We start from the raw sequence: 24,946 nt of genomic DNA, 5'->3' as shown, positions 1-24,946 counted from the left end.
CGGGACGGCCCGCGTCGCTCATCCCCCGGGGCACACGATCTCGATGCCCCCGTCCCCGGTCGCATCGCAGGAGAACTCGAAGCAGGGCTCCATCGTCAGGCAGTCGCACGCGAGCGGCTCGCACGGCTCGGCCGGCTGCACGCAGGCGAAGCCGTCTCCATAGCCGCCCACGTCGGACACCGACACCTGGCAGTACTCGAACCCGGGATCGCAGAAGCGGTAGCCACACTCGAAGTAGCCGTCGGGCGGAGTGCACGTGCCCTCGGCATCCACGTCGACCCCCGCGGCCTGGGCCTCGCACTCGTTGCCGTGCACTTGCCCGTCGCAGCCGCACACGGGCTGGTAGACGTCGTCGCAGGCCTCCGGCAGCGGCATGCAATTGCCGAACCCCCCGGGGGACTCGCCGCAGTCGTCGGCGGTCCAGTCGCAGTACTCGCCCTCGCCGCAGGTCATCTCCCCGCAGTCGGCTCCGGCCCCCGTGGAGTCGCTGGTGCCGGGCTCGGTGGTGCTCGAGGTGGACGTGACGCCTTCGGTCGCGGTCGGTCCCGTCGCCGAGGGGTCGGTGGACGAACCCTCCGTGGCGCTCGACGTCGTGGTGGGCTCGGGGCCGTCCTCGGCCGTGCCGTCGTCACCGGGACAGCCCAGAGCGAACAGTGCGAGGGTGGAGAGCAGAGAGCGAAGGGCAAGGCGATCCATGCCCCATGGTAGCCGAAGTGCTCGCGGACGGTCGTCCTGGCTCACGCCCGACTCGGCCGGCTGCCGCCCAGGAGCGGAAGCAGCAGCGTGAACACGGCCCCCTTTCCGGGGCCGTCGCTGTGAACCGTCAGCTTGCCTCCCATCTCGATCGCGTGGCACGAGCTCGAGTGCAGGCCGAAGCCATGGCCGTCCCTCTTGGTGCTGAAGCCGTAGTTGAAGATCTTGATCAGGTTCTCGCTGGCGATCCCCGAGCCGAAGTCCTCGACCTCGATGGCGACCCAGCGCTCGTCCCGCTTCAGGATGCGGACGATGATGCACCTGCGCTCGTCCTCGACGTCTCGCACGGCGTGCCGCGCGTTGCTCAGGAGGTTCGTGATCATCTGGAGCATCTTGTGGCGATTGGTCTCGACCACCGGCAGGTCATCGACCTCCCGCACGATCTCGACCGGCAGATGCTCGTTCGCCTCCGAGTCGAGCGCGATCGCTTCCTCCACCAGCTCGGGCAGGCTCAGGCTCTCGATGACCCCGGAGAAGCTCGCATGCTCCTGCTGCATGCTGACGATCGCCCTGATGTGCTCGATGTTCTTCTCCAGCGACTGGAGCTTCGTGATGTTGGCCGAGCGCTCGGCCCCGATGGCCTCGGCGAGCCGGCTCAGGTACTCCGGCAGCCGCTTGCCCCGCTCGTCGCGGGTGAAGAACGCTCCCAGATCCTGCTGCGCGGCGATCAGCGCCGCCGCCTTCGCGACGCCGCCCGACCTCGATTCCCGGATCGAGTCCATGACCACCCGGCAGGAGACGTTGACGCTGTTGAGCACGTTGCCGATGTTGTGGAGCACGGAGGTCGCGACCTCCGCCATCCCGGCCCGGTGCGACGCATTGCTGAGCTGCCGCTGGGCACGGTGCAGCTGGTCCAGGCTCTCCTGAAGGCTGCGGTTGGTCTTCGCGAGCGCTCGTGTTCGCTCTGCCACGCGAGCCTCGAGCTCCTCGTAGAGCCTCGCATTCTCGAGCGACACCGCCGCCTGCGCCGCGAGCAGCTTCAGCACCTCCACCCGCTCCGGCGTGAAGGCGTCCTCGACCAGCTCGTTCTCGAGATAGAGGACACCCGTGAGCTGCCCTTGCCGCAGCAGCGGAACCGCGACGATCGACTTGCACTCGCGCTCGCGCAGCCGCGGATCGGACTCGAACGGGCCGTGACGGGCGGCGTCGTGGAGCACGAGCGGCTCCCGCGTCTTGATCACGTAGCGCACGATGGCCGGCAGCGGCTCCGGTGCGCGCTCGAGGGGGGTCGACTCGAGCCGCACCGGCTCCTCGCTGTCGATCGACACGGATGCGATGATCGTGACGCCCTCCGGGCCATCGAGCGTGAGCCACCCGTGCCGCGCCCCCGCGTTCTCGATCGTGATGCGCATCAGCTGATCGACGAGCGCCTGCTTCTCGATCTCGCCCGAGATGACCTGCGCGGCCTTCATCATGCTGCCGAGATCCACGGTCGCGGCCAGCGTGGCCGCATTGCGCCCGCTCGAGTGCTCCTTGGGGGCCGTCACTCCGAGCACCCCCTCGGCGACCAGCAGGCTCTCGTGCCGCGCCTTCAGATCGGCGACCTTCCCGTCGGCCCCCCACCGCGTGTAGCAGTAGCACGCGTCGCTCATGTAGAGCCGTGCGATGCGCACCAGTCCCCGCGCGAGGTGGAATCTCGCCGCGGCCTCGGCCGCGACCGCCTCGTCGTGCATTGCTCCCTGGGTCCGCGCACCATCGATGCTCGAGTCATACAGACGCGCGGCCGCCTCCGCGTCGCCGCGACAGCGCGCGATCTCGGCGGCGACGAGATCGCGGCGGTGGGCGAAGTTCATCGGCGCCGTCTCGGCCCAGCCGCTCAGCTTGCCGAGGTTGCTCGCCAGCAGCTCCATCGAGCGCTCGCGCTCGGCCTCGTCCTGCTCGTCGTAGATCGCCGCGAGCGCGAGTGACTGGTAGAAGTAGTGGTTGGTGGTCACCACCATGCCGATGTCGAACGGGATCACCTCCTCCGTCAGGCGCGCCGACTCGAGCGCGGCACGATACTCGTTGAAGACGACGTGCACGCCCGTGCGAAACACTCCGTGCCACAGCTTGCCGCTGTGGAACTGATCCCGGTCGTACTCGGCGAGGCCCTCGGCCTCGCTGAACCCGCCGTCCTCGTCGAGCGAGTCGCGCTCGCGCGTCAGCCCCTGGAGCGCACGCACCATCTGTCGGTGCATGCGGTAGGCGCCGATGATGTCGCGGTTCTTCGACTGGAGCACGAAGTCGAGGTACTTCGTCGAGGTCTCGAAGACGTCGGGCAGCGGATCGCCCTTCATCGTCTTCGTGAACATGGTGAACAAGATCGCCCACACGACGAACAGGAACTCGTCGACTTGCGGTGCGACCTCGATGGTGGTCGCGTAGTACTGGAGGTTGGTCTCGAGCGGGTTGAAGTAGGCGTTGAGCGTGTGTGCGAAGATGTTGCCCGCCTTCGCGGTGATCCCCGCGTCGGGGTAGAGCTGGTTGAGCCGCATCGCGAGCCGCCCGAACTGGTAGCCGCGGGGGTAGTCCCCCTCCAGCCCCTGCATCAGCCCGTAGATGACGTAGCCGAACGGCGAGATCGTCGTGTGGCCGTGCTCGAGCGACGTCGTCACCATGAGGTAGGCCATCAGGCTGCTCACGGTCAGATCCCGCGCCAGGTAGGCCGCGCTCCAGCCCACCATCATCAGGTCCATCGCGGCCCGCCTCGTTGGATCGGTCATCGCGAAGTGACCCTCGAGCTCGGCGATCTCGCGACCCTCCATCAGACGATCGAGCCTGGCGATTTCTCGGTCCACGGCGGCCTTGCGCTCGTCCTCGGTGGCCGGGATCGCGTAGCCGAGCAGGCCGAGCGCCTCGATGGCGATCTCGGTGGCTCTGACGAAGCTCGCCCCCTCGGACATGTAGAGCTGGACCCGCATGGAGTGGATCGCGGCCTTGTCCAGGGGCGTCTTGCTCCGGGCGCTCGCGATTGCGGCGATCTCGTCGGCGCGGGAGAAGTTGCCGATGATGTACTCGCACTCCGCACGCTCGCGGTGCAGCTCGAGCGCGAGTCGATCGTCGAGCGACCAGACCTCGGACCCGAGCAGATCCATCGCGATGGCATAGTGCGACACGGCCGTTCGGTAGGCGGTGGCCGCCCTCGCGCGCTGAGCGGCCCGATGGTTCAGCCGCGCGATGCGAAAGCGCTCCTCGGAGTCGGTCACCAGCTCGATCCCGAGGTTCAGATGCGACACGATGTCGAAGATCTTGTCGCTCAGCGGATCGGCGATGCCGTCCCCGAGCAACAGCCGCCCCAGCTCGAGGTGCGTCACCTTGCGCTCTTCGGGCGGAATCAGGGCGTACGCGGCCTGCTGCACGCGATCGTGGAGGAACCGATACACGACCCGCAGATCGCCGTCCCTGACGGCACGCTCGACCTGCTCGTGGAGCTCCTCGTGCGCCAGGCCCGTGCTCGCCGAGAGCCCGGAGCCCAGCAGCACCGCGTAGTCGTTGGTGAGCGGCAGGACCAGCCCGTCCTCGAGCGTCGGCCACAGGCTCGCCGCCACGTCCCGGAGCGGCCGGCCGCTGGCCCTCGCCAGCACGCCCAGGTCGAACTGGTTGCCGATGCAGCTCGCCAGCCGCAGCAGCGCCTTGGTCGACTCGGGCAGCCGCGTCAGGCGCGACGCCATGAGGTCGACGACGTCGTCGGTGAGCCCGAGCGCCAGGATCTGCGGCATGTCCCACGTCCAGCGGCCGTGGTCGTCGAGCGAGAACAGGCCGTCCTCGTGCAGCGTTCGCAGCAGCTGCACGAGGAAGAAGGGGTTGCCCGCGGTCCGGCGGTGGAGCAACGTGGCCAGCGGCAGCGCAACGTCATCGCTGCCGCGCACCGTGGCTCCCACCAGGGCGGTGACGTCCGGCAGCGCCAGCGGTCCGAGCTCGATGCGATCGACGGTCGTCGCCGACCGCTCGATCTCCTGGACCGCCAGCGTGAAGGGGTGTGCGGCGTCGACCTCGTTGTCGCGGTACGCGGCAATGACGAGCAGGCCCGGCGTGTCCGCGTCGACGAGCAGCGACTCGAGCAGGCCGAGCGACGAGCGATTCGCCCACTGCATGTCGTCGAGGAACAGCACCAGCGGGTGCCCGGGCCGAGCCAGCGCACGCACGAACGCCCGAAAGGTTGCGGTGAAGCGATTGCGTGCCTCGGTCGCGGAGAGCGGGGACAGCGGCGCCGGCGGTCCGATGAGCAGCTCCAGCGAGGGCACGATGTCGACGACGACCTTGCCGTTGGCCCCCAGCGCCTCCTGGATCCGGGCACGCCAGTGCTCGACGTGCTGCGGCGGCTCCATCAAGATGGCCTCCACCATGCCCTCGAACGCCTGGGTGATGGCCGAGTAGGGCACGTCGCGCTTGTATTGATCGTGCTTGCCCTTGATGAAGTGGCCCCCGCGCGCGGCGATCGGCTTGTGGACCTCGTTGACCAGCGATGACTTGCCGATGCCGGAGTAGCCGGCGAGCAGCAGCAGCTCCGAGCCCCCGCGGGCCACGCGGTCGAAGGCCCCGAGCAGCAGCGACAGCTCCTCGGAGCGGCCGTACAGCGTCTGCGGTACCTCGAAGCGAGGAGACGCATCACGGGTCCCCAGGACGAACGGCGCCACGGTGCCGTGCTCGCGCAGCTGCGCGAGGCAGTGCTCGAGGTCGTGCAGCAGCCCCCGCGCGCTCTGGTAGCGGTGCTCTGCCGACTTGGCCAGCAGCTTGGTGACGATCTGGGAGACGCTCGGCGGGATCCAGGGAACCTCGCCGTGGAGCGGCTCCGGTTCCTTGGCGATGTGATGATGGATGAGCTCGAGCAGGTCCTCCGACTCGAACGGCGGCGCGCCCTGGGCGAGGGCGTGGAGGGTCGCGCCCATCGAGTAGAAGTCGGAGCGATAGTCCTGCGTGCGATTCATGCGCCCCGTCTGCTCGGGAGACATGTACTCGAGCGTTCCTTCGATGCGCTCGGGGTGCCTCAGATCCCGGGCCTCCCGCGAGAGCATGGTGGAGATGCCGAAGTCGATGAGCTTGACCTCGCCCGAGCGCGGGTCGACCAGCACGTTGGTCGGGTTGATGTCCTTGTGGACGACCCCTCGCTCGTGGATGAAGGCGAGCGCGCGAGCGAGCCCGATGGCCAGCTGGAGGAAGCGCTCGAGCGTCGGCTCCCGTGCCCCGAAGTACTCCCGCAGCGTCACGCCGCCGAAGTCCTCGGTCACCAGCACGAGCCGATTCCCGACGCGCTCCAGCGACAGCGCGCGGATGACCCACGGGCCCTCGAGCCGCGTGAGCACCTCGAACTCGTGTCGATAGCGAAGAACCTCCGAGAGCGATGGGTACTCGGTGTTCGGGTACTTGAGCGCAACCGCGGCGCCGCTCGTCTCACTCGTGGCGCTGCACACGACCGTGTGGTGGCCTGCGTAGAGCGTCTTGCCAAGCACGTAGTTGGGGAACTCCACCGTCTGCTCCTCGGCCCGTCATGCAGGCGGCGACCCCACCACCGGGTGAGCCGGTGGGGTCGCCGTCGAGGGCCTCGTGTGCGCTCAGACCCTGCTCAGGCTCTGCCAGCCTCGGTTCGCGAGCGCCTGCATCCCCGCGCGCTCCACGATGGCCGCCGAGGCGGCCTGGGCGGCTTCGAAGAAGTCGCGGCGATCCGCGTTGGGCAGGAAGGAGAGCTCGCGATTCCGAAGGATCACCTGGCCATCGATGAGCACGGTGCGGACGTCGTCCGCGTGCGCCTGGTAGACGATCACCGACGGCAGGTGATGCCGCGGGTACCACCACGGGCGGTTCGTGTTGAACAGGACGATGTCGGCTTTCTTGCCGACCTCGAGCGATCCGATCTGATCCTGGAGGCCGATCGCGCGGGCGCCATCGATCGTGGCCATCTCGAGCACCTTCTCCGCGGTCATGGCCCCGGCGTCACGCAGGTGCCCCTTCTGCACCAGCGCCGCGTTCCGCATCTCGGTCAGGATCGAGATGTTCGAGTTGGTGTTCGTGTCGTCGGTGCCGAGCCCCACCGTGAGCCCCGCGGCGAGGAACTTGGGCACGGGCGCGATCCCGGAGGCGAGGAACATGTTGCTCGACGGACAGTGCGAGATCTTGCAGTCGTGCACCTTGAAGTAGCGAATGTCCCGATCGTCGAGGTGCACGCAGTGGGAGCCGAGCAGGCGCGGGTGGAGACCGCCGATGCAGTTCAGGTAGTCGGTGCACGACAGCCCCGGGCCCGACTCTCGGAAGATGCGCGCGTCGGTCTCCGACTCGCAGTGGTGGAGGGCGACGATCGTGTCGAACTGCTCCGCGAGTGCGAGCGAGCCGAGGTGGCCCTGCGGCGTGACCGTTTGAGGCAGGATCGGGCCCGGGCAGACGCTGATGCGTCCGTTCTCCGAGCCGTGGTGCTGGTTCATCAGGGCCTCGATCCTGGTCAGCGCGTCCTCGGTGGGCTCCACGAGCGTCGCCGGGTTGAGCACGATGCCGGGCACCTTCTGCAGCAACGCGCCCACGAGCGGCCCCCAGTAGTCGGGGAAGGTGTCGCTGAACATGCGCGCGAACATCATGCGGATGCCCGTGGTCTTGTACATCTCGATCGTGGCCTGAGCGCACTCGTTGACGCGGATGGGATCGTCGCCGTTGTTGACCCCCCAGTTGTCGGTGATCGTGGTCACCCCCGAGGAGATCGCCTCCGAGACGTTGAGCTTGGCCGCGATGGCGCAGTCGTCGGGGGTGTAGGCGGACGTGCCGGCATAGTAGACGTTGACCAGCCAGTCGAAGAGCCCGCGATCGACCTCCAGGCCGCCTCGGATCAGCGAGTCGATCACGTGCTGGTGCGTGCTGATCATCCCGGGCATCAGCACGCCGTGGTGGCCGTTGATGTGCTCCACCGCGGGCGCGGGCCCCATGTAGTTGCCCTCGCCGATCCCGTCGATCAGGTTGCCCGTGACGGAGATCCACCCATCTTGGATGATCTGGCGCGCCGGGTTCATGGTCAGGATGGTTGCGTTCGAAATGATGATGTCCGGCATCTCCTACCCTCGCTCTGGCCTGCTTGGCCGCTTCGAAACCGCTCCTACGGAAAACGTGGACGGCACACGTGGACGATGTCTCGTAGAAACGTCGCCGCGAGAGATCATAGAACTCGGATCGTCATGGGGAGTCAAGTCGGTTGCTCGCGGAGGATGCCTCGGTGGGAGCGAATCCAGGGCGACCCAACGTGATCGAATGATCGAACGGCTCGAGCCACGCGGTAGGCGGCCGACCACCCGCTACCACCTGTGCCGACCCTGACGGTGGCGCGAAGCTGCGCAGGACTCCGAGAGCACCGACGGGTGTGCCTGGCTACGGAGGCGGCGGGCACCCGTACGTTGCATCCAGCAGCCCCTCGGCCGCCACCGCCTCGCACGCGCCGCCGCAGAGCTGGATGCGGTCGTAGGGTCCATCGGCGCTGGTCCACCGCCAGCCGTCTCCGTCGGCGCAGTCTTGCACCTGCTCGATCCGCTCGCCGCCGAGCTCGAATTGCACGTAGTCCGGGTGCTCGGGCACGGGCTCGATTGCCACCGTGCAGTCGAACTGCTCGGCGGCGATCTCCGCGAGCGCGTTCTCGAGCTCGACCTGGTCGTTGGCCGCGTAGTACTGCGTGGGACCGTCGGCCCGCGGTCGGCCGCCCTGCTGCGCGAGCAGCTGCAGCTGCTCGTGCGGGTTGATCCCGTCGGGCGACCCGTCGACGGTGTTGGGCAGCATCTGGTCGCGGATCGCAATGCCGACCACGTAGGTCGGGATGCCCTCATCGCTCCACGCGTCCTCGACCACCGTGTGCAACGAGTGATCGTAGATCTCGAACAGCTCGGGGCCCACCTCGGCGTCCGCCCGGCAATTGGCCTCGCCGTCGGTGATGAACAGGATCGCCTGTCGGCCGCCGTCATCGCCGTCTCGCAGGGTCTGCAACGCCACCGTCACCGCCGCCGCCGAGGGCGTTCCCCCCTGGATCACGTCGGTCTGCCACGGGCCTGGCAGCGCGTCCATGATCGCGGCCGCGTTGTCGGGGGCGGGCAGGATCTCGGGCGAGTCTGCGACCCAGCACGCGTTCGCGTCGTAGGACGAGGTCGCACCGATCGAGGGATAGAGCAGCGCACCGAACTCGATCGAGCCCCCGAAGCTCGAGGTGACCACGTCGACCGTGGCATGGAGACTGGTCCAGCGCGGGATCTCGCCCGTGGTGGGGTCGCCGTCGTGATCCCAGCTGTTGGCGGCCATGCTGCCCGACTTGTCGAGCACGAGCATCACGCGCGACGGTGCGACCTCGAGCGCCAGGTGGCTCTCTCCACAGTTGGGCACGTTGGGCTCGTCGCCGCTGGAGCCATCGGTCGAGTCCGACGAGTCGGCGTCGGTGTCGGTGTCGGTATCGCCGGTGCCACCGCCGGTCCAGTCGGTGTCGAAGGGGCTGTCGGTGTCCGTGGCACCAGCATCGGCGCCCGGTTCGCCCTCGCACGCCGAGATCGCGAGCACGGCGAGCAACCCGAGGTGTTGGAGCGCCGCAATGGCGGGGGTGGAGGTGAAGAGGGTACGAAATGAACGATTGCGATGCTGCGCGAAGGACATGGTGTCTACATGGCGAGCTCGTGCAGGTGCTGCTCCTACGTCATCGTGAACAGCGAGCACACGAGCGGCTCTCGATTGGAAACGCGGCGACCCGGACTTGGATGACGCTTTGCGTGAATTCCTGGCAGAACGATACGACTGACGATTTACCACACGCACGAGCACACGCCAGAGTTCCCCGCGTGCGCGTCCCGATTCGGGCGATCGTGACGCGATCCGGGATTTCCCGACCGGTGTCGCTCACCGCAGTGGCACATGCGTTCGTGCCACCACGCTCCCACCGAGAGCCTACTAGAGGCGCACCGTCGCGCCCGCGCGAACCGATAGATTGCGGTCGAGGAACACGTTGCCCGACACGTTGCCCGCGGTCTTCCCATCGAGCGAGAGATCGAGCGACGCACGGCGGTGGTATGGTGCCGCACCGATGCAACGCCTCGCCATCCTGGTCGCCCTCGCGCTGCCGCTCTGCGCTTGCAAGAAGTCTCCCGAGCAGGAGCAGGCGCAGGCGCAGGCCGACGCCAAGGCCCAGGTCGACCGGATCTGCGACGCGATGAACGACCTGAGCCTGCTGTACGTGGCCGGCCTGCAGGACATGGAGGTCGAGTCGCTCGACGAGCCGGCGGGCACGCGCGAGAAGCTGCGCGAGGTCTGCAAGACGCTGCCGCTGACGGTCGCCCAGTGTGCCGATCGGCTCGCCATCGACGACGCCACCTGCGACGAGGCACTCGAGCAGCACATGGGCATGACCGACAGCGCGCCGCAAGGGACTGGCCCCACGCCGCGCTGGGTGGTCGAGACGCCGTTCGAGGCGTTCGACATGGCGGTGTCCTCCGACGGCCAGGTGGCGCTCGCGGGGGAGCCAGGACTGGCGGTGGTGGCCGACGGCGAGGTGCGATGGTCGGTGGAGCTGACGGGAGGCGCGACCCGGGTGGGCTGGTCCAGGGACTGCGTGCTCGCGGGCGTGGGCGGCGAGCTGCGCTGCTACGACGCCGAGGGCAAGGCGAGCTGGTCGACCCGCGTGGCCAAGGGTGAGTATGGGTGGCTCTCGGCCATCGAGGTCGGGGACGAGGGCTCGATCACGGTGATCACGGACGCGGGCGCGATCGTTCGCGTCGACGCGGCCGAGTGCGCGGCTTCGTCCGAGGACTGTGCGACGCCGGTCGCGACCGTGGAGTCGCTCGGCGGGGCCTCGATCGTGCTGCTTTCCTCGGGGGCGATCCTGGGGTCGAGCGACACGAGGGTCACGCTCGTGTCGGCCACCGGCACCGTGCTCGCCTCGCGGTCCGCCGATTATGACGCGAGCGTGCCGAGCGGCGAGCTCATCGTGGTGGGCAAGGAGGTGCTGCGAGCCAACCCCTCGTGCAGCCCCAGCGCCGAGGATTGCTTCACGGTGGTCACGACCAACGAGGACATCGAGCTCGTGGCGCCGGTGGAGCTGCCCGAGGGCGTGGTCATTGCCGACACCTACGGGGTGATCCGCATGGTGGGCAAGAGCGAGTGGAAGATCGATGCGGGCAACGACGCCGATCTCTTCAGCGATGGGGCCACGATCTACTCGGTCGGCCACGAGCTGGGCCTGGGTGACGCGCTGGAGGCACCGCCCCGGTTGCGGGCGATCGATCCAAGGTCCGGTCGCACGCGGTGGATCACCACGCTGGGCACCCAGCGTGCGAGCTTGCTGGCCGCCTACCTGGTCGAGCTTCGAGCCGGCAGCCTGGTGGTGGCCACCAAGACGCAGCTCGTCTCGGTTCCGCTCGAGTAGGGCGCCCCGAGCCACGCACCGCGCTACCATGCGGGTCATGCCTTCACCACGCTGGCACGCGCGCTGCCTCGCCCTCGTGCTCCTGCTGCCCGGACTCGCGTGCGACTCCAAGCCGACCAAGGCCGATGGCAAGGCCGAGTCGGCGGACGCCAAGGGCGAGCCCGACGCGAGCGAGGCCAAGCCCGCGCAGAGCGAGGCCAAGCCCGCGCCCATGGCCCCGGCCCCCGAGGGAGCGGTGGTGATCGATCGCGTCTACGTGCACACCTGCGCCGCGACCGACTCGTGCCCCGCGCTGCTGCAGGACGCCGGAGCCGCGCACTGCAAGTCGCTGACGCTCGGGGGCCTCTCGTGGCGGCTGCCCACGGTGGAGGAGCTCGAGTCGTGGCGGGGCAACGAGGCGCTCTCGGGCTACGACGTGTTCCACTGGAGCGGCAGCGCCTGGGACGAAGACCCGGGGCAATTTTGGATGTACGACCCGGGCTCGGGCAGCAAGACCACGGCCAAGCCCGACCGCAAGCCGTTCACGATCCGCTGCGTCGCGCAGCCGTGAGCGCGCCCCCGTTTCGTCTGCCCGGAGGCGCGCCCCCGCGGGACGCGATGCGCTCGGCCGCGACGAGGGCCTACGGACCCACGTTGCCGCAGGCGTTGTTCGAGAACGTCACCGAGCCGAGCGCGGGCGCCCCGACGTCGTCGAGCCAGATGCCCCAGCAATCGCTGTCGGCGATGAGCGTGTTCGACAGGGTCGGCGAGGCACCGACGAGCTGGAGATTGGCGTGCGAGTTGAAGCCGCCGCCCGAGCGGATCTGCACGTGGTCGAACGTGGTCTGGGCATCGACGGCGTCGTCGTAGATCCAGATCCCACCCCAGGCCCCGGGATCGAGCGAGTCGGCGCCGGTGAACACGATCGGCTGCGCGGGGGTGCCAACGGCCACGAGACCCGAGGCGCCCTCGTGGTAGCTCATGCGCAGCGCGGTGTCGGCCGCGAACGCGAGCGTGACCCCGGGCTCGAGCGTGAGGATCCCAGGGCTCACGCCGGTGCCCTCGAGGTCGAGGTGGGTCTCCATCCGGTAGGGCACGCCGAGGTTGGCCCAGGTGACGGCATGATCGACCTCGTGGCCGGAGAAGCCCCACACGGCGATCAGGTCCTGGTCGTTGCCGGTCAGCGCCACGCCCTCGGTGGGGATCGTGTGGACCTGGTTGGAGCGCAGCTCGCCGCTGCGATCGCTGTCGTCGACGACCAGGTGGGTGCTGCCGTCCTGGAAGCGGGCGTCACCGTCGAACACGAACCCGGCGCTCACGCAGCCGCGCAGCTCGAGGTGATCGGCGAGCACGGCGGCGTCCTCGACGTAGAGACAGCCGTCGCTGTTGAAGCCGCCGCCCCACTCGATGACGGTGTGGGTGAGGCGGAAGGAGGCATCGACGGTGTTGTCGTAGGCGCGAATGCCCGGCCAGGCGCCGCGGTCGAGCGAATTCATCGAGCTGAGCACGACCGGGGCGTTGGCGTCGCCGAGTGTGACCAGGCCGGCCGCGCCGTCGTGGTAGGCGAGGTCGAGCGGGATCTTCTCGTCGAAGCGCACCGCCACGCCCGGACCGAGCTCGAGCACCGCGGGGGCGAGCCCGGTGCCCTCGAGCCGCACGGGGGTGAAGGCGAAGTAGTCCACGCCGAGATCCTCCCAGCTCACCTGCTTGGTGATCTCGTACTCGGGCAGGCCGGAGGCGCTCATGTAGATCCCGTCGAAGTCGTTGCCGGTGTAGTCGCTGTCGGTGGCGGGCAGGGTGTGGGCCTGGCCGGGATCGACGAGCACGGGCCAGCCGGCGGTGTCGTGGATCTGGAGCGCGGTGCTGGCGGGCGCGAGTGATGCGCTGTCGCGCAGCGACAGGCCCCACTCCTCGGCGCGGGTGAGGGTGACGTGATCGAGGAGCACCTCGGTGCCCTCCACGTGCAGGTTGGCCTCGGTGTTGAAGCCACCGCCCGAGTCGATCACGGTGTGGTGCAGCTCCACGGTGCCGGCGGCCGAGAACACGCTGATGCCCTTCCACAGGCCCGCGTCGGTGCCCGAATCGGAGTGGATCTCCACCGGGGCCCCGGCGTCGCCGAGCACGAGCAGGTCGGCGGTGCCGCCGTCGCGCGAGATGAACAGGCCCACGTCGTTCTCGGCGCGGAGCTCCACGCCGGGGCCGATGGTGAGGGTGCCGCCCTCCACGAACACGTCGCAGGTGATGACGTGGGGGTTGCGATCGGCGGCCCAGACCTGATCTCCGGTGATCTCGCCGCAGTGCTCGGGGCCATCGGTGCTGGTCCAGACTTCGCCGGTCTCGTCGCCGGTCTCGTCGGGGTCGGTGCCGGTCTCGTCGGGGTCCATGGTGTCGGCCGTGTCGGCCGTGCCACCGGTGCCATCGCTGCCTTCGGTGCCGGTCGCGTCCTCGGTGTCGCCGGCACCGTCGCCGAGATCGATGACGCAGCCCAGCGCGGGCGCGAGAATGAGGAGGGCCGAGCACACGGTCGGGAGGGTGGTTCGCATGGCCGCCTCCGACGACGGCCCCCGCCCGGGAATGCCTCGTAAGGGGCTTAAACGGGCGTTAAGCGGGCTTAATCTCGAGCTCGAGCTCGGGCGCGAGCAGGTAGCCGTTGTCGGTGCGCTGGATGTGATCGCGCAGGCCCAGCTTGCGCAGGGTGGTGAGCGCCACGTAGACGCGATTGGCGCCCGCGCGCTCGACCACCTGGTCGTCGGGCCAGCCGAGCGCGAGCAGCTCGCGGGGGCGCAGGGGCTGGCCGGGGCTGGCGATGCGCTGCTCGGCCAGGCCCCGCACGAGCCGGGCGAGGGGCTTGCGATGGCCGATCTCCACGCGCGGCTCACCGGGCTCTTCGAACCAGCTGCCGTCGGCGGCGATCCGAAGGCGCGGCAGCGCACGACCGGGCTCGGGCGGCACGCGCACGCCGTCGTCGCGGCCGAGCCGCGCGTGCACCCGGGGCGACAGCGGCAGCGGGCGATCGGGCTGGGCGTCGATGCAGGCGCACTCGATCACCGCCTCGAGCTCGTGCAGGTTGCCGCGCCAGTCGTGCAGCAGCAGCGCGAGCGCGAGCTTGGCGTGCAGGGGGCGAGCCTCGCCCGCGTGGCGCTCGACGAAGGCACGGGCGAGCAGGGTCACGTCCTCGCGGCGGGCGAGCAGGGGCGGCACGTGGATCAGCCAGCGCTCGAGCCGGAGCGCGAGGTCGTCGCGAACGTTGCCGCCCGCGCTGGCGCGGTGCAGGGGCGTGCGGCTGGCGGCGAGGATCCGCGGGGCGTGCTCGCGGCCGTCGTCGAGCCGCGCGAGCAGCTGGGCCTGCAGGGCGGGGGTGGCCTCGTCGACGTTGTCGAGCAAGAGCGTGGAGCCGGGCGCGACCGTGTCGAGGGCAGCCTCGCGCTCGGGCACGCCGCAGTGGATCACCTGAAGCGGTCCTGGCCGCGCACCGTGGTGGTGGATCGCCTCGGCGAGGTGGGACTTGCCCGCGCCGCTCGGCCCAATGAGCAGCACGGGGGTGGATCGCGCGGCGACCTTGTCGATCGCATCGCACAGCACGGCGTGGGCGGAGCCACTGCCGACCATGCCGAGGATCGCAGGCGCATCGGGGAGCCGGACGGGGCCGCGGTGCAGCAGCACCAGCGTGCGACCCAGGCCGATCACGGCGCCGGCCTCGAGCGCGGCTCGCTCCACGCGGTGGCCGTCGACGAAGCTGCCGTTGTGGCTGCCGAGATCCTCGAGCGCCACGCGCTCGCCGGGGGTCAGGCGCAGGTGCTCGCGCGAGATCCGGTCGTCCTCGAGCGCACCCGGGCCGAGCACCTGGGCGCCGCGGCCCAGCGTGATCGTCTCGCCGGGCTCGAGCACGCGACGGCGGCCGAGCGCGCCGGGGTCGTGGGCATGCACGAGCGTGAGGCACCACCGCTCGGGCTCGACCCCGCGCGTGCTGGGGTCGGCGCAGGTGGTGGCGGTGCCGGCCATCGTCCCCCGGTCTTAGCGCGCCTTGGCGTTGGCGGCCAACCACGCCTCGCCGCGGGCGACGACGGCGGCGTGCATGGGGCCGGCGTTGCGCAGCACCTCGAGCGCCTCGCGGATCTGCTCGAGCCCGGCCGCACGCTGGCCCTGCTGCCACCGCGCGCGCCCCAGGGCCAGCTCGGCGAGCGCTCGCTCGATGGGCTGCTGCTCGCCCGCCAACGCCAGCGCGCGCTCGAGCCGGGCGATGCCCTCGGTCAGCTCGCCCAGCTCCACCCGCGCATCGCCGCCGCCCGTGAGCGGCTGGACGAGCGAGGGATGCTGGTCGCCCAGGCTGCGCTCGAGCATCTCCAGCGCGCGATCGTGGCCGTCGCGTGCGCGCTCGGGCCGGCCGCTCTGCGCGTGGGCCTGCGCGAGGTTGGTGATCACGTAGGCGATCTGCGGGTGGCCGGGCGACAGCGTGCGCTCGCGGATCGCCAGCGCGCGCTCGAGCATGGCGATCGCCTCGTCGTGCCGCCCGAGCGCGCCCTGGAGGGTGGCGAGGTTGTTGAGCGTGGCGGCCACCTGCGGGTGCTCGAGCCCCAGCGTGGCCTCGTAGGCTTGCAGCGCGGCCTCGATGTGCGCGGCCGCCTCGGACAAGCGGCCGGCTCGGAGCTCCGTGGCCCCCAGGTTGTTGAGCGCCGCGCCCACGCTGGGGTGGTGATCGCCGTAGGTCTCGCGCACGATCGCCACCACGCGTTCGAACTCCCGGCGGGCCTCCTCGAGCGCGTCGCGCTCGCCGTAGGCCGCACCCAGGCTGAGCCGCGCCGCGGCGACCCGCGGGTGCAGCGGCCCCAGGTGCGCCTCGTAGAGCATCACCGCGCGATGGAGCTGCTCGATCGCACGCTCGCCCTCGCCGCGGCGCATGGCCAGGGTGCCGAAGGTGACGAGCAGATCGGCACGGGTCGAGCCGTCGGAGCCGATCGCGTCCACGAGCGCCTCGGCCTTGCGCGCCCACAGCAGGCCCTCGTCGGTACGAGCCAGCCGCACGCCGGTCACGAACGCGAGCAACTTGGCGGCATGCAGCCGGATCATCGGGTGGTGCGAGGCCTCGGCATCGAGGTAGGCGTCGACGAGCGTGCGCTCGGCCTCGTCGTAGCGCGCGAGCGCCTCGAACAAGAAGCCCACGCGCAGCCCGGCCTCGGCCACCAGCGGTCGATGGCCGAGCGTGCGGGCCTCGTCGAGGACGGCGAGGGCCAGCTCGAGGCCCGGCTCGAAGCGACCAGCGCGCTCCTCGGCCGCGGCGTGGGCCAGCCGGGCGCGCTGGGCTTCCACCTGCTGGGCGAGCGCAGGGTCGTCGGGTGGGCCGAGCTCCATGCGCAGCGCGACGAGATCGCCGCACTCGCGCACCTCGGGCAGCGCCAGCGTGGCGCGCACCGACTGCTCCACCACGCGTGCATCGGCATCGGCGAGCACGTCGACCAGCGCGGCCAGCTCCACGCGGCGGCTGGCCAGGCACGCCATGCGGCGATCGAGCAGCGTCTCGGATTGCTCGCCGCGGTGATGGGCCAGGCAGGCGTCGCGGTGCATGGCCACCCACGCCTCGGCGTAGGCCCCGAGGTGCGCCTGGATGCGCGGCCAGGCCTGCTCGGCGTAGGCCGACGCGCCGAGCAGGGCGGTGCGCACCTGCTGCGCGCGCTCGGGGTCCCACACGCCCGCCAGGGCCGACGCCGCGTCTTCGCAGGGTGGCGTGGGCTCGGGCTGCCGCGGGCGCGACCACGCCACGGCGGCGAGCGCTCCGATGCCGAGCACCGCGATCGACCCGAGCACGCGCCGGCGTCGGCGCAGCCGCGGATCGTCGCGCAGCGCGGTCAGCAGCGCGCCGAGCTCGGGCCAGCGGTCCTCGGGCCGCAGCGCCAGTCCGCGACGGACCACGGCGGAGAGCCAGCCCGGCACGTCGCGATCGTCGGGCACGCTCGGCTCGCCCTGCGGGATGCCCTCGAACGGTCGGCGGCCATGGAGCGCCTCGAACAGCGACACGCACAGGCCGAACTGATCCGAGCGGGCATCGGCCGGATGCCCTCGATGCTGCTCGGGCGCCATGTAGCCGGGCGTGCCCACGATCCTCGCCGGGTGCTCGTGCCCGTCGGCGAGCTGGGCCAGCCCGAAGTCGAGCACGCGCACGCGGCCGTCGTCGCCGAGGATCGCGTTGTCGGGCTTGAAGTCGCGGTGCACCAGCCCGGCCGAGTGGGCGGCGCGCAGGCCCTCGCCGCACTGCAGGTACACCGCCACGATCTCCGGCCACCGCCGCGGCGCCTCGGAGAGCCACGCCCGCAGCGTGCGACCCGGCACGTGCTCCATGGCCAGGTACACGCGCTCGTCGTGCTCGCCCACGTCGTACACGTGCACCACGTTGGGATGGGACAGCCGCGCCAGCGCCCGCGCCTCGTCGAGCACGCGCTGGCGCAGCCGTGGATCGCCGACCCCGCGATCGCGCACCAGCTTGATCGCCACGCGACGATCGAGCTGACCGTCGTAGGCGGTGTAGACCACGCCCATCCCACCGCGCCCGAGCTCCTCGAGCACCACGAACCGGCCGATGCGGCTCGAGGGCAACAGCGGCTCGGCCCGGTGCACGAGTCCCATCGGCGCGTCCTCGGGCTGCGTGGCCGACAGCGATCGCTCGGGCAGCCGCACGTCGAGCGAGCCGCTCGCGGTCTTGGTGGGCTCGGAGGGCAGGGGAGGATCGTAGCGCGGCGTCACGCCGTGGGTGGTGCACGCGGCGGAATCAGGCACAGATAGAACGCCAGGCTGATGAGCGAGAACGGTCCCACGTTGATCGACACGAGGATCCCCAGGTGCAGCCCCACGCCGATCGTGGCCCACACCTTGCGTAGATCGTGGCGATTGAGCACCCGCCGCAGCCATCCGCCGCGCTCGGCCGTGGCCCTGGCCCAGTAGACCAGCAGCAGCAGGGGCGCCAGCACCTCCCACCACCACGTCACCGCGGTCATGAGCTGCATCAGCGGAAATGCCGAGGCGGTCCACGACATGTCGAAGCGACGCCACGTGGGCTCCTGGAACACCCAGTAGAGCGCCGAGCAGTCGCCGCCCGGGGTCCAGGTGGGGCTGAGCTTGTGCAGGCCGGTGGTGGTGTAGATGACCACGAGCTGCAGGATCACCAGGTAGCGCGGCCACGCGGGCACGAGCTCGTCGCTTCGCAGGCGCCGGGTTCGAATCCAGCAATCGGCCGAGAGGGTGGCGGTGCTGCGAGCCAGCAGCAGCAGCCACAGCGCATTGGTGATCATCGTGTCGTAGCCACCGGTGAGCACGGGGCTGGCGGTGGTCAGCGCGTAGTAGACCTGCAAGGTGGCCAGGATCACCAGCCGGCCGCCCAGGCCCAGCACGACCAGGGTGGCGAGCAACAGACCGCTGCCCACCAGCGTCCACGCGGTGCTCGCGGTGCGACCGCCCAGCAGCGGAACGAGCCAGTGGCGGGTGGAGAGCGTGAGCAGCCCGCCGTGCTCGGCGTCGACCCACATCACCTCGACCAGGTCGGCCGCGATCATCGACAGCAGCGAGTAGAGGATCACCAGGCCGACGGCGATGCGAAACCACGCCAGCGTGGTGCCGAGCTCGCGGGTCGAGGTGAGCTCGACCCATGCGGACCAGCGGCGGCGCAGCCAGCCGATGAAGCCGATGCGACCGGCGGGGCTCAACGCAGGGCCTCCGCGTCGAAGACCCGCTCGTGCTCGTACTTGTCCAGGGCCGGTCGCTCGCCGGCACGTACTCGCTCGGGGGGCAGGGTCTCGTAGCGAGCAAGCCGCACCCTCACGCGCGAGGCCTCCGGGTGCTCGCGCGCGGCCTTGGTGGCGATCCAGCGGGCGGATTGATCGTAGTGCGAGCGGATGAAGCCCCGCGCGAAGCGACCGAAGAACTTGCGGAAGCGGTTGTGATCGAATTGCTCGCGGTTCCAGGCGTGCTCGTCGGAGTGCGGGCGGTAGAGCAGCTGCCACTGCGAGCCCGCCGGCCCGGAGAGCTCGATGTCCACGTGGACCTCGGCCGGGTGCCGCTGCGGGCTGGCGAACATCTGCCATGCCTGGCGCGAGCCGGTCAGCTCGGCGTAGCGCTGGAACGGAGCGGCGATCGGGCGCTGCACCCGAAGGTAGGCGTCACCGGCCGACCACAGCGCTTGCTCGAGCTGGTGCTCGTCGGTGGCGAGGCCCCACGCGGTCAGGCGCGCGGCCATTCGGCGCAGGTCGTCGCGGGCATTGGCGGTCTGCCAGCGCCGGCGATCGTGGATGGCCCCGGCGGTCGGCAGCGACAGCACCACGAGCGACAGCACGTGGAGGGCGATGAGGATCGCTCGAACGTGCGGCCACGCCGGGTGGTCGAGCCAACGACGCATGGGTGAGGGACGATACCCCACCACTCGCGGGCGTCGGGCCGGACGGCTATCATGCCGCTCCAGGGCCGCCACGAACGAAGCCCCGCCGCCGATGCCCGCCACCCTGTTCGAGCCGCACCCCGTCACCGGCTATCGCTTCGCCCCCGGTCTGCACGTCCGCGTTCCCCACGAGGGCGGCGGCTACCTCGTGCGCACCAATTCGATCGGCCAGCGCTGCCGCCACGAACCCACCCCCCAAAGGCCCCCCGGCATGTTCCGCATCCTGGTGTTCGGCGACGGCTGCGTGGCGGGCACGGGGCTCGACGACACGGAGCGCTTCACCGAGCTGCTCGAGCGTCGGCTCGGCAACTACGTGCAGGTGCTGAACTTCGGCCTGCCGGGCTCGGGCACCGATCAGCAGCTGCTCGCGTTTCGCCACCATGGCCGCGAGCTCGAGCACGACCTGCTGCTGCTGTGCCCGCAGGTCGAGAACATCCTGCGCAACCTCGAAGGCCACGCCCCGGTGCCTTCGGCCGATCCCGAGGCCGACCCCACCGCGCCGCCGCTGCTGCCCAAGCCGCGGTTCTCCCTCGAGGGCGAGGAGCTGGTGCTGCACCCGCCCCCCACCGAGCCGCCCGCGCAGACCCCCGAGGGCCCCGCGCCGCCGCCCAGCCTGGTGCGGGGCATCTTGCGGCGCGTCACGACCGAGGTCGACAAGAAGGTGCCGGGCTTCCATGCGTTCGCCCGGCGCCTGCGTGGGATCGGCTACCCCGAGGAGTACGCCGACCCGCAGCAGCCCGCGTGGCGGCTGATGCGGGCCATCCTGCATGCATTCATCGGCGAGGCGCGCACGCCCGTGGTGCTCGCGCCCATCCCCACGTTCGAGCACGTCGACGGGGGGCTGGCCGCCGATCCCTACCTGGCCCGCTTTGGCGAGGTCGCGTTCGAGACCCAATGCGAGCTGGTCAACCTGTTGCCGAGGTTCTTCGACGAGCCGAGGAGCGTGCGCGAGCAGTGCCGCTTCGCCCGCGACCACCGGCCCACCGCGTTGGGACATGCGATGTACGCGGACGGGCTGCTGCCGCATCTCAAGCGTTATCTACCGTAGGCCGAACTTCGCCCCCTTGCGTGTCGCTGCGCTTGCGGTATTCAGCGGCGTCCCTCCCGGAGCCCCCCCACCATGGACGTCGTCTTCATCGCCCCCGCCTATCCCCCCGAGATGCCCGAGTTCACCCGTGGCCTGGCCGAGGTGGGTGCGCGCGTGCATGGCATCGGCGACACGCCGCTCGCCCAGCTCTCGCCCAAGGTCAAGGCGGCACTCACGAGCTACCTGCAGGTGCCGGCGCTGCTGCACGAGGACGACGTGCTGGAGCGCGCCCATCACTGGCTGCGCGGGCGCAGCGTCGACCGGGTGGAGTCGCTGTGGGAGCCCACGGTGCTGCTGGCCGCCCGCATGCGCGAGCGCTTCGGCGTGCCGGGCATGAGCGTCGACTGCGTCACCGGCTTTCGCGACAAGCAGCTGATGAAGGAGCGGATCGCCGCTGCGGGCTTGCGGGTGCCGCACTCGGCCCGCTGCCGCACCAACACCGAGGTCCGCGACGCAGCCGAGCGCATCGGCTACCCGCTCATCATCAAGCCGATCGACGGGGCCGGCAGCGCCAACACCTACCGCGTGGACTCCGAGGACGAGCTCGACCGCGTGCTCCCGCGCCTCGCTCGCGTGCCCGAGGTCAGCACCGAGGAATTCATCGAGGGCGAGGAGTTCACCTACGACACCATCTGCATCGAGGGCACTCCCGTCTACGAGAACGTGGCGCAGTACCTGCCGCGCCCGCTCATCGCCCGCACCGTGCACGACATCAGCCCGGTGATCTGCACCGTGCGCAACCTCGACCAGCCGGCGATCCGCCGCGGCATCGAGCTCGGCCGCGGAGTGCTCGAGGCCCTCTCCATGGGCACCGGCTTCACCCACCTCGAGTGGTACCTCAAGGCCAACGGCGAGGTGGTGTTCGGCGAGGTGGGCTGCCGCGTGGGCGGGGCGCGGCTCATCGACCAGATGAACTACACCTCCGACTGCGACCTCTACCGCGAGTGGGCGCGCGCGGTGTGCTGGCATGCGTTCGAGGCCGACACCACGCGCCAGTACAACGCGGCGATCGTGTTCAAGCGGGCCTACGGGCGCGGCCGGATCCACCGCATCGAGGGCCTGCGCGAGTTCGTCGCGCGCAACCGCCAGTGGCTGTGCACCGAGGACCTGCTGCCGGTGGGCGCCCACCGGCGCGACTGGACGCAGACGCTGGTGAGCGACGGCTATGTGATCGTGCGGCACCCCGAGTGGGCACAGGCGCTGCGCATCGCCAAGGACGCGGCGGACAACGTGCGGCTGTTCGCGGGGTGAGGCGCGGGGGCGAGGCCTGGCGCCGTCGATTTCGGGTCGAGGGGAGCATGCGCCATTGCGCGCCCGACAGCAGCCCGTTTGGTGCTAGACATGAACCCCGGTGACCACTCGCCCCCTCACGGCCACCCACGACGAGCTGCAAGCTCCTCGCTGGCAGCTCCGCGTCCTCAGCGGCCCGCTGCGCGGTGCCGTCCACCAGCTCGGTGATCGCCTGAGCATCGGTCGATCCGGCAGCAACGACCTCCAGCTCGCGCACGAGGTGATCTCTCGCCAGCACGTCCACGTGGCCGACGACGGCCAGGGGCGCCACGTGGTCATCGACCTGGTCAGCCGCAACGGCACCTTCGTCGACGGCCGGCGAGTCGAGCGGCAGGTGCTGCGCCCGCATGCCGTGATCCGCATCGCCGACATCGAGCTGATCTACGAGCCGGCCAATCCTCGCGCGACCATCACCTGGATTCGCTGGGGACGAGATCGCCACCCCATCCGCTTCGTGGCCCCCGACGGCACCGAGCACGGACCGCGGCTGCTCGACGAGATCATCGAGTACCGCACGCTGCGCGCCCAGTCTCGCCGCGGCGAGCTGCCCAACCCGCGGCAGCAGGCCCGCCACGACGCGCTGCTCGCCCACCTGCGCCAGCCGGCGGGAGTGGGCGCCGACGAGCGCCGCACGTTCTGCCGCTTCGAGTGCCGGTTCCCGGCCCACCTGCGCCTGGCCTCGGGCTACGAGCGCGACTGCCAGATCGACGACCTCGGGGTCGACGGGGCCCGCATCACCGTCGCCGGGCTCGACCTCGGCCCCGACCAGAGCAGCGCCGATGGCCTGGGCTTCGACGAGTTCGTGTGGCTGAGCATCCCGCTCGAGGGCAACGGCCATCCTCGCGACGAGATCCTCACCAGCCGCATCGCCTGGGCCGCCGGCAGCACCGTGGGCCTGGCCTTCGCCGGTGCCCCTCGCTCCGAGCGTCACCGTGCGGCCGCCGGCTCGCCCGAGGCGTTCCGCGAGGATGCCCCCACCATGAAGCTCGAGTCCCGACCGGCCGCGGCCACCCTGCGCTTCGAACGACTGCTCGCGCAGGGCCTGACACGAGGCCCTTCGCGCGACGGGTCCGGCGACGCGAGCTGACGGCTACCCGACGGGCACGATGTCCTCGGGCGGCACCAGGATGAACACCTCGCGGGTGTCCAGATAGCTGCAGTCGTCGGCCAGCACGGTGATCTCCGCGACGAACAGCCGCGGCTCCGGCCCCTGGGGAAGGAACGAGTTGAACGCCTCCACCGTGAAGGTGACCGAGGTGTTGGGAATCACGCCGAGGAACGCATCCGGGGTGAGGATCGGGTCCGGCACCCCGGGCAACGGCACCGGTCCGTGCTCGAGCGGGGTCACCGAGAGGATGAAGTCGGCCGAGCTCGTGCCGGGCGGCAGCGGCAGCCCATTGCTGTCTTCGGTGCTGCCGCTGACCTGCGTGGTCACGTCGAAGGCGGCGTAGGCCGCCATGTTCTGCACCCCGTCCACCACGCCCGCACCCAGCCCCGAGCCGTCGAAGCTCACGCGGTAGACCAGCGGGCACAACCCCATGCCATCGGTCGGAACCCCCGCTCCGTCGATCCCCGTGCAGCACTGATCGGGGGCACAGCCGGGCGGGCGCCCGCCCGGCGCGGAGTCCCAGGCCACCGGGGGAATGACCGCGCCCGTCTCGGCGGCCAGCATCTGCCCGTCGGGCAGCGGCCCGCACATCTCGTTGAAGTTGCTGACCACCACCGTGACCACGCGCGCGCAGATCGCCGCCAGCGCATCGAGGGCCTCCTGGCTGTCGTGGGCCGCGGCCGCCACCATGGGGTTGCTGGCGTACGACTGCATGCCCAGGCACATGTTGCCGGCGGCGTCCTCGTTGGAGATCGCATCGGTGATCGACACCACCACCGGCATCGAGCCCTCGCGGAAGCCCACCCCGCCGATCCCGGTCATGTTGGGTGCAACGCTGGTGGGCCCCGGGCCCATCAAGCCCTCGCCGGTGGCGATCTGGTAGAGCGACTCGAAGTGAGACTCGGGCCCGTCGTTGCCGCAGCCGATGGGCTGACCGCCCGGCAGGGTCATGCTGTTGACGGCCGCCTGCACGTCGGCGCTCACGTTGGTCATCGCCACCAGCAGCTCGAACGGCTGATCGGTCCCCGAGGGCTCGAAGTAGTCGCACACCTCCTCGCCGAACGGATCGACGGGGAAGTCCTCGAAGATGCCCGCCCCGAAGTAGGTGTCGGGGATCTGCGCCTCGATCCCCGGGATCACCTCGGCCGTGAGCGAGGCCTGCAGGTTGGCGATGGGGCTGCCCATCGAGCCCGTGGTGTCCATGTTCACGAACACGTCGAGCGCCTTGATGTCGGTGCTGAACGTCAGGGGCTTCTCCTGCGGCCCGGCTGGATCGGCAAACGGCAGCACGAAGAAGAAGTCCTGCTGGTCCCCGGTCTGACGGTAGGCAGCCACCGTCAGCTGCGCCTGCCCCTCGATGTCGCCGATGTTGGCGGTGACCAGGGTCGAGGCGAAGAACGAGTCGGCGAACGCCGGCACCTCGAGGGTGGCCCCGTTCATCATGCCGACCTCGGGGTTGGAGACCACCCAGCCCTCGACCTCCGCCGTCACGTCCATCTCGGAGCCGTCGGCGAACACGCCAATGACCGCGTAGTCGAAGGTCCCGGGGGTATCGAGGTCGAGCTCGAGCACCGCGTTGGGCGGCTCGATCCGCAGCAGCTCGAGCACCCCGGGCTCGCCCACGGTGGTCCCGGTGTCATCGGGATCGATGGTATCGGTCGCGTCCCCGGTGACATCCGTCGCGGTGCCGATCGTAGGGTCGGTGTCGGTGTCGGTATCCAGCGGCGTGACCTCCGGATCGAACGGGCAGCCGACGACGAAGGGCAACGCAAGGAGCAAGGGATAGGGAAGTACGCGCATCATGACCAATGGCCTCGAGGTTCGTGGCACGCCCATGGTCCCTCGCCGCGCTCGCGCCGTCGAGCGGGATGTCGATCACGGCGAACGCCGTGCGGCGCCGCGTCGTCGTGGGCCTGCGATTTCGCGCCCGAGCACGGTCCTGCTCGCGGATTGCGGCCCGAGATC

Annotated in this window: 15 protein-coding genes; 5 read left to right on the top strand and 10 right to left on the bottom strand. The window is 70.4% G+C overall.

What is annotated here, in order from left to right:
* Positions 1-18: 18 nt before the first annotated feature.
* The 4 genes from OEB96_RS08345 to OEB96_RS08330 form a co-directional block, all read right to left on the bottom strand.
* Positions 19-696, bottom strand: a complete 678-nt coding sequence (locus OEB96_RS08345) for a Kazal-type serine protease inhibitor family protein (RefSeq protein ID WP_266214954.1) — start codon at positions 694-696, stop codon at positions 19-21.
* 41 nt (positions 697-737) lie between these two features.
* Entirely contained in the window at positions 738-6,200 is a 5,463-nt protein-coding gene (locus OEB96_RS08340) for a trifunctional serine/threonine-protein kinase/ATP-binding protein/sensor histidine kinase (protein WP_266214953.1), read from the bottom strand.
* 84 nt (positions 6,201-6,284) lie between these two features.
* Positions 6,285-7,724, bottom strand: coding sequence for an amidohydrolase (locus OEB96_RS08335; RefSeq protein ID WP_266214952.1), 1,440 nt, complete (start codon positions 7,722-7,724; stop codon positions 6,285-6,287).
* Between the two features lie 352 nt (positions 7,725-8,076).
* Positions 8,077-9,336 (bottom strand): vWA domain-containing protein, encoded by a 1,260-nt coding sequence (locus OEB96_RS08330; RefSeq protein WP_266214951.1) that lies wholly within the window; start codon positions 9,334-9,336, stop codon positions 8,077-8,079.
* 424 nt (positions 9,337-9,760) lie between these two features.
* On the opposite strand from OEB96_RS08330, the gene OEB96_RS08325 reads away from it, so the two are divergent.
* Together OEB96_RS08325 and OEB96_RS08320 are read left to right on the top strand one after the other, a co-directional pair.
* Positions 9,761-11,098 (top strand): hypothetical protein, encoded by a 1,338-nt coding sequence (locus OEB96_RS08325; protein ID WP_266214950.1) that lies wholly within the window; start codon positions 9,761-9,763, stop codon positions 11,096-11,098.
* Positions 11,099-11,135: 37 nt separating this feature from the next.
* On the top strand, positions 11,136-11,648 hold the full coding sequence (locus tag OEB96_RS08320) for a hypothetical protein (protein WP_266214949.1): 513 nt from the start codon (positions 11,136-11,138) through the stop codon (positions 11,646-11,648).
* A gap of 70 nt (positions 11,649-11,718) precedes the next feature.
* Here OEB96_RS08320 and OEB96_RS08315 read toward each other — a convergent pair whose 3' ends face one another.
* From OEB96_RS08315 to OEB96_RS08295, 5 genes are read right to left on the bottom strand one after another with little or no spacing between them, the layout of a single operon-like run.
* On the bottom strand, positions 11,719-13,620 hold the full coding sequence (locus OEB96_RS08315; RefSeq protein ID WP_266214948.1) for a hypothetical protein: 1,902 nt from the start codon (positions 13,618-13,620) through the stop codon (positions 11,719-11,721).
* A gap of 58 nt (positions 13,621-13,678) precedes the next feature.
* Positions 13,679-15,079 carry a sigma 54-interacting transcriptional regulator gene (locus tag OEB96_RS08310; RefSeq protein ID WP_266214947.1) on the bottom strand — a complete coding sequence of 467 codons (1,401 nt, stop codon included), beginning with the start codon at positions 15,077-15,079 and terminating at the stop codon, positions 13,679-13,681.
* Positions 15,080-15,091: 12 nt separating this feature from the next.
* Complete coding sequence (locus tag OEB96_RS08305) at positions 15,092-17,812, bottom strand: serine/threonine-protein kinase (protein ID WP_266214946.1); 2,721 nt, start codon at positions 17,810-17,812, stop codon at positions 15,092-15,094.
* Entirely contained in the window at positions 17,809-18,768 is a 960-nt protein-coding gene (locus tag OEB96_RS08300) for an HTTM domain-containing protein (RefSeq protein ID WP_266214945.1), read from the bottom strand. The genes OEB96_RS08305 and OEB96_RS08300 overlap by 4 nt, the downstream gene beginning before the upstream one ends.
* A complete protein-coding gene (locus tag OEB96_RS08295; protein ID WP_266214943.1) occupies positions 18,765-19,457 on the bottom strand; it encodes a hypothetical protein in 693 nt (230 codons plus the stop codon). Before OEB96_RS08295 ends, OEB96_RS08300 begins: the two co-directional genes overlap by 4 nt.
* 91 nt (positions 19,458-19,548) lie before the next feature.
* Between OEB96_RS08295 and OEB96_RS08290 the strand changes: the two genes are divergently transcribed.
* From OEB96_RS08290 to OEB96_RS08280, 3 genes are all read left to right on the top strand, one after another.
* Positions 19,549-20,544 carry an SGNH/GDSL hydrolase family protein gene (locus tag OEB96_RS08290; protein WP_266214942.1) on the top strand — a complete coding sequence of 332 codons (996 nt, stop codon included), beginning with the start codon at positions 19,549-19,551 and terminating at the stop codon, positions 20,542-20,544.
* 72 nt (positions 20,545-20,616) lie between these two features.
* Complete coding sequence (locus OEB96_RS08285) at positions 20,617-21,834, top strand: ATP-grasp domain-containing protein (RefSeq protein WP_266214941.1); 1,218 nt, start codon at positions 20,617-20,619, stop codon at positions 21,832-21,834.
* 100 nt (positions 21,835-21,934) lie between these two features.
* Positions 21,935-22,960, top strand: coding sequence for an FHA domain-containing protein (locus OEB96_RS08280; RefSeq protein ID WP_266214940.1), 1,026 nt, complete (start codon positions 21,935-21,937; stop codon positions 22,958-22,960).
* Positions 22,961-22,963: 3 nt separating this feature from the next.
* Here OEB96_RS08280 and OEB96_RS08275 read toward each other — a convergent pair whose 3' ends face one another.
* Complete coding sequence (locus OEB96_RS08275; RefSeq protein WP_266214939.1) at positions 22,964-24,784, bottom strand: hypothetical protein; 1,821 nt, start codon at positions 24,782-24,784, stop codon at positions 22,964-22,966.
* Between the last annotated feature and the right edge of the window lie 162 nt (positions 24,785-24,946).

This window comes from Paraliomyxa miuraensis (assembly GCF_026337845.1).
GTDB lineage: Bacteria > Myxococcota_A > Polyangia > Nannocystales > Nannocystaceae > Paraliomyxa > Paraliomyxa miuraensis.
This window is presented reverse-complemented; position numbering and strand designations above follow the sequence as displayed.

Excerpts from the sequence above, each read along its gene's own strand:
- OEB96_RS08345 (WP_266214954.1), bottom strand. The coding sequence starts at position 696 with ATGGATCGCCTTGCCCTTCGCTCTCTGCTCTCCACCCTCGCACTGTTC.
- OEB96_RS08335 (WP_266214952.1), bottom strand. The coding sequence starts at position 7,724 with ATGAACCCGGCGCGCCAGATCATCCAAGATGGGTGGATCTCCGTCACG.
- OEB96_RS08330 (WP_266214951.1), bottom strand. The coding sequence starts at position 9,336 with ATGTCCTTCGCGCAGCATCGCAATCGTTCATTTCGTACCCTCTTCACC.
- OEB96_RS08325 (WP_266214950.1), top strand. The coding sequence starts at position 9,761 with ATGCAACGCCTCGCCATCCTGGTCGCCCTCGCGCTGCCGCTCTGCGCT.
- OEB96_RS08320 (WP_266214949.1), top strand. The coding sequence starts at position 11,136 with ATGCCTTCACCACGCTGGCACGCGCGCTGCCTCGCCCTCGTGCTCCTG.
- OEB96_RS08315 (WP_266214948.1), bottom strand. The coding sequence starts at position 13,620 with ATGCGAACCACCCTCCCGACCGTGTGCTCGGCCCTCCTCATTCTCGCG.
- OEB96_RS08310 (WP_266214947.1), bottom strand. The coding sequence starts at position 15,079 with ATGGCCGGCACCGCCACCACCTGCGCCGACCCCAGCACGCGCGGGGTC.
- OEB96_RS08295 (WP_266214943.1), bottom strand. The coding sequence starts at position 19,457 with ATGCGTCGTTGGCTCGACCACCCGGCGTGGCCGCACGTTCGAGCGATC.
- OEB96_RS08290 (WP_266214942.1), top strand. The coding sequence starts at position 19,549 with ATGCCCGCCACCCTGTTCGAGCCGCACCCCGTCACCGGCTATCGCTTC.
- OEB96_RS08285 (WP_266214941.1), top strand. The coding sequence starts at position 20,617 with ATGGACGTCGTCTTCATCGCCCCCGCCTATCCCCCCGAGATGCCCGAG.
- OEB96_RS08275 (WP_266214939.1), bottom strand. The coding sequence starts at position 24,784 with ATGATGCGCGTACTTCCCTATCCCTTGCTCCTTGCGTTGCCCTTCGTC.